Source organism: uncultured Fibrobacter sp., from assembly GCF_937877005.1.
In the GTDB taxonomy this organism is placed as follows: domain Bacteria; phylum Fibrobacterota; class Fibrobacteria; order Fibrobacterales; family Fibrobacteraceae; genus Fibrobacter.
Map to the genome: position 1 here is coordinate 1 of NZ_CALEFV010000151.1, position 4810 is coordinate 4810.

The following is a 4810-nucleotide window of genomic DNA, read 5'->3' on the forward strand; positions in this document are numbered from 1 at the left end:
ATTGTAGGTCATTTTTTACCTCCAAAATGAGAATAATTCTCAAATCTAATATATAATACAGCATTTTCTAACATTTGTCAATCGTTTTTTAAAATTTTATGCGAAAAATGAAGAAAAATTCACAATTACGCGCTATAATATGATATAATAGACTCAACAACAAATCCTTCTCCCAGATAGGGGGTCGTTTCAAGAATAGCAGAAAGAAACTGGTTACGACTTGCTGTGATACCTGGCTTACCCAGATCTTCCAATGTCACGCGACCATAAAGGCCGCCGGGATTCAGTATCTCCAGCCTGTCAGGATACATATTGATACTTACAGCCGAGGCTCGACCTTCATGGGAGTAGTCTCTGTGCTGGAGAGCATTGGCAACAGCCTCGCGAACAGCAATGAGCGGATAGTCCGGCAACTCCTTACGAAATGCGCCTTCGATGACCGCACCGATATTCATGTGTTTACGAACAAGTTCTACAGCATCAGCAATGACATAGGGAAGAGCGCCGACCAGCGTTTGGGAGTCGATAAAACGATAGTCACGGGAATCCAGATTTCCTTCGCCCTTGCTGTCAGGATAACGAGTAAACGTAACAACGAGGGTAGGAAAATATTTCTGCGGATAGTGACCTAAGGCCAAAAGGCCGGCCAGCGTTGGACGAAGCGTACCATTGTCATCGGCTATGATTCGAAGATTGGAAAGAACCTCTGTTTCCGACAGATGCTCGAAGATTCTGGGATGAAGCAATTTCTGCCGCTCCACAACCTTCTGTACCAGCTTTTCCTCAAGGTCATCCATACTCGCATCTGCAACTAGCTCAGCATCCCAACGGGGCTGACGGTTAGCCTCAACAAGCCTGTCAACTTCATACTTGGTAAGGCGATGATCCCCATCGCCAGTACGGATATAGGAGCCTCTATACATCCCACGCTCGGTGATATAGCAGGGCTTATCCTCAATGGGCATAGGGAGGACCTGCGCGACAAGCACTTCCACCCCATCCAAAGGAAAAATTTCTATCTCGGGGCGGACGACTGGCGTGAGCTTTTCGCCTGCCGAGACAAGAGCATCCTGCATTCTGGCAGCCGTAAAGCTTTCGACCGGAAGAAAACCGCTCTCTTCAGAAAGACCTAGAATTATCGTGCCGCCAAGAGCGCTGTTGGAAAAAGCGGAAAGCGTTTCGACAAGCGAAGCAGGAAGCTTATCGACAGACTCCTTTACTTCGCAAGTTTGCGTATCCGTCCCTATGCGGCGAAGATGCATAACAAGCTGCTGAAATTCTTCGATTGTCATAAACTATTCCTTAGGGATGAGCTAACCGAACTGAACACCCTGGCTAGCTTTTGAGCTAGTTGTTACCTAGTAACTAGCTCAAAAAAAGACAGTTGGCTAGTTGTTTTGGCTAGTTACTAGCCAGAAAATCCACCTTTTAACCAATTTTACCTAGTTACTGTCCAAAATAACTAGTTCTTGGCTAGTAAGCTGGCTAGTTCGAAAGTCAGGATTTCCCCTTTTCGGGCGATCCTGACTTTTTTCTTTGGCTTTCGGGACGACTGGTCTCCCTCAATTTCATCAAGAAAGTTTCAATTTCACGTAAATCGGCCAATCCCCAGCCTGCGTGTTATCTCGTATGATGAGTTTTGACCGACCTTTTTCAACCTTTATCCCCACAGGAAAAAAATTCCAAACTTGGAAAATTCGCCCCTCTTCAAGCCCTCTTTTATCCCGTATGGTGGAGTTTGATAATTTTTTACGAAATACGAAAAAAAGCGGCAAAATTAAAAGAATCGCCCCTCCCCACGGGGCTCGCAATCTGTCATACTGAGCTTGATCTGCCTTTATTTTCAACCTGCGAGTACGCCATGCCAGAACTCCAGAACCAGCATCACGGCCTTTCCCCATCGACGCTCCATCTTGTCCGCTTTCTGTCGGTGACGGCGCTTATCCTGGGCGGACTTGGCTTTGCCATGCCAGCCTGCGTCTATGCTGTCTACAAGCTCCTTGTCGGCAGCTATTCCATCTACGTCACAGGCTTTCTGCTCTTCCTCTGCATTGCCGTGAGTCTGGGACTCATCCTTTTCTTCTCCCAGATCCTCATCTATGGCACGGCTTACCTTTCGCGGGTCACTCTGCGGAAAGCTATCCGGCTCAGTGAGACCATGCATCTCTTCGGCGTACAGACACACCGGGAAGCCATCGCCGCCATTCGCTTCTACGGCCTCGATGTCTACTACGCTGGCGGCGGAGTTCCCGAAGGAGGCGGCGAAAATATCCCCTGCCGAAAAGACCCTACCTTTAATATGTATCACCTCTCGCCGCATCGGGCACACGTCGCTCTCGGCTCGCCCTACTTCTGCTGTGACTATGCTCAGGTTCAGGAGGCTCTCGAAAACGCCCGGCGCAGATGGAGCAGGGAAGCTGGCACCGATGATAAAGCCGCCGAAGTCATCGCGCTGGAGCGCAAGCTGGCCGATCTCCATTCCCAGCTCAAGGAGCAGAAGGAGAAATACACCGCCACTGCCGGACGTGAAGGCAAGCTGAAAAAGCGTCAGGAAAATGCCGAAGCCCACATGGCCGTGCTGGTGGAGCTGGCCAGCGAAGTCACCCGCGAAATTACGCCACCGCATACGCTCACCAAAGACCAGCTTCAGAAACGCTACAAGAAACTGGCCGACCAGCACGGACTCAGCGATGTTCCCGCCGCCTACCTCAAACTGTTCCGCGAGCACATGCCGGAAGAACTCATAAACCGAGGAGGCGCACCTCGCCAAAGCTAGGATTTCTCCCTCAACCTAGCCTCATCAGCTTAATTTCCTTCATCAAACTTCAAAACATATCAACTTGTATTTATTGAAAAAAATACAAACCGAAGTCCGTCACAGCTAGAAAAGCGAGGTTTTCTTCCGCCTCTTCTAAGGGCAGAAATTTTATTCGGTTTGATAGAGCCGTATTGGGGAATCTCAGGCTGGATCGCGTTTGACCCAGCACTACAAAAAGGAGATTCCCATGCCCACACAGAAACTCACCACCGTTGAAGCGGCCAAGTTCCTCGGCGTTCAGCCCAACACGCTTGAAATCTGGCGTTGCCGGAAGAAAGGGCCGAAGTATTCCAAAATCGGCAGTCGCGTCCTCTACGACATCAACGATCTTGAGGCGTACTTCTCCTCGCAGACCGTTCATACCATCGACACTGCTCCCCAGCTCAGGAGCAAGCGATGACGGCCAATATCTTTCAAGACGTGAAGAGCAGTCTTCAGCCAAGGCTGGCCCAGATAGTGGCCGACCTGCTCCCCGGCGGAAGACTGCACGGCAAAGAATATTCCTGCGCTTCTCTGGAAGGCGGCGAAGGCAACTCCTGCAAGACCGATATCGAAACCGGCATAGGCAGTGACTTCGCCACCGGCGAAACATGGAGCGACATCATCGCGCTGGCCGCCCTCGTCTGGGGAGTTAGACAAGTCGAATCTGCAAAACGTCTCCTTGACCGCTACGGCCACGCGGCTCTCAATTCCTCTTCCTGCCCCTGCCGGAAACCTGCCTCGTTCGCGCCCATACTGCCCATTCCAGAAGAGGCTCCGCTTCCGCCGTTTCACCATCCGCAGTACGGAAGAGGCTCACAGTTCTGGCGATATTCCGATGCCAAAGACAGAACGCTTGCCTACACCGTGCGCTTCGAAACGCCCAGAGGCAAAATCGTTCTGCCGCTCAGCTACTGGCGCAATGCCGCCGGTCAGCACCGCTGGATGTGGAAAGCTCTTCCTGAGCCGCGCCCGCTCTACGGATTGCCTACGCTTGTCGAAAAGCCCGACGCACCCGTTCTTCTGGTGGAAGGAGAAAAGACTTCTGACGCGGCGTTTGCCCTCTTCCCGGAATACGCGCCCATCACCTGGAGCGGAGGCTCCAACGCTGTGCGAAAAGCTGACGCCTCTCCTCTTCGCGGTCGCCACATCGTTATCTGGCCGGACAACGACAAACCCGGCTTCAAAGCCGCTCTTGAATGGAGCCAGATACTGCATGGAAAAGCGGCCTCTGTCCGCATCGTTCTGCCGCCGCGTTCTCTTCCTGAATCGTGGGATCTTGCCGATGAAAAACCGGCTGAGCTTTCCCTGCATGACTGCCTGCAACACGCGCTCATGCCTGCGGACTTCGCCCAGGCTCTTAATCTGCCAAGCGGCCTCCCATCGCAGGCTGAAACTTCCTCTTCAGCCGTCGCGGACTCCTCATCCACTCCGCTGGAAACGGAAGACCTCACACTGAAATCCTGGCCGACCTTTTCCATGAAGGCCTGTCCTGGACTTCTCGGTGAGTTCGTCCGGCTCGCCACACGCAACAGCGAGGCCGATCCTGCCGCCGTCTGCATCACAGCACTGGTTCGTTTCTGCGCCGAAATCTACGGACTCGCTCCACAGAAGGGGCCGCACATCTATGTCGGAGAAACCGTTCATCCGCCACGCCTTTTCGCTGTCATCTGCGGCAATTCCAGCAAGGCGCGAAAGGGAACGTCACGCCATCCTGTGACCAAACTTTTCGGGCGCGAATACTGTTACCGCGCCCAGCTCGATGAATGGCGACTCCCCATGCCTGCCAGAGAAAGCGGAGGCCCACTCTCTACCGGCGAGGGCCTCGCCTACTTTGTGCGCGACGAAAGCGATGAAGAACGCGAGCGCCGACAGAAGAACAATCCCAACGAAATCCTGCGCGACAGGGACGACAAGCGGCTCATCATTCTTGATGAAGAATTTGCCAGCGGTCTTTCCTGCACCAAACGCGAAGGCAACACCCTTTCCATGGGCATCCGCTGTTTCTGGGAC

Annotated in this window: 5 protein-coding genes; 3 read left to right on the top strand and 2 right to left on the bottom strand. The window is 52.6% G+C overall.

All coding sequences use genetic code 11. The annotated features are described in order from the left end of the window. Nucleotides 1–125: 125 nt before the first annotated feature. A complete protein-coding gene (locus tag Q0628_RS07210) occupies nucleotides 126–1292 on the bottom strand; it encodes an RNA-binding domain-containing protein (RefSeq protein ID WP_298769577.1) in 1167 nt (388 codons plus the stop codon). A gap of 347 nt (nucleotides 1293–1639) precedes the next feature. Between Q0628_RS07210 and Q0628_RS07215 the strand changes: the two genes are divergently transcribed. Beyond that, on the top strand, nucleotides 1640–2776 hold the full coding sequence (locus Q0628_RS07215; RefSeq protein WP_298769579.1) for a hypothetical protein: 1137 nt from the start codon (nucleotides 1640–1642) through the stop codon (nucleotides 2774–2776). Nucleotides 2777–3005: 229 nt separating this feature from the next. Beyond that, complete coding sequence (locus tag Q0628_RS15720) at nucleotides 3006–3218, top strand: helix-turn-helix domain-containing protein (protein ID WP_366979079.1); 213 nt, start codon at nucleotides 3006–3008, stop codon at nucleotides 3216–3218. On the opposite strand, the gene Q0628_RS07225 is transcribed toward Q0628_RS15720, so the two are convergent. Further along, complete coding sequence (locus Q0628_RS07225; protein ID WP_366979081.1) at nucleotides 3176–3592, bottom strand: hypothetical protein; 417 nt, start codon at nucleotides 3590–3592, stop codon at nucleotides 3176–3178. The two genes, Q0628_RS15720 and Q0628_RS07225, sit on opposite strands and share 43 nt — an antisense overlap. A gap of 150 nt (nucleotides 3593–3742) precedes the next feature. On the opposite strand from Q0628_RS07225, the gene Q0628_RS07230 reads away from it, so the two are divergent. Further along, a partial coding sequence (locus tag Q0628_RS07230) for a DUF6371 domain-containing protein (protein ID WP_298769585.1) occupies nucleotides 3743–4810 on the top strand: 1068 nt, incomplete at its 3' end.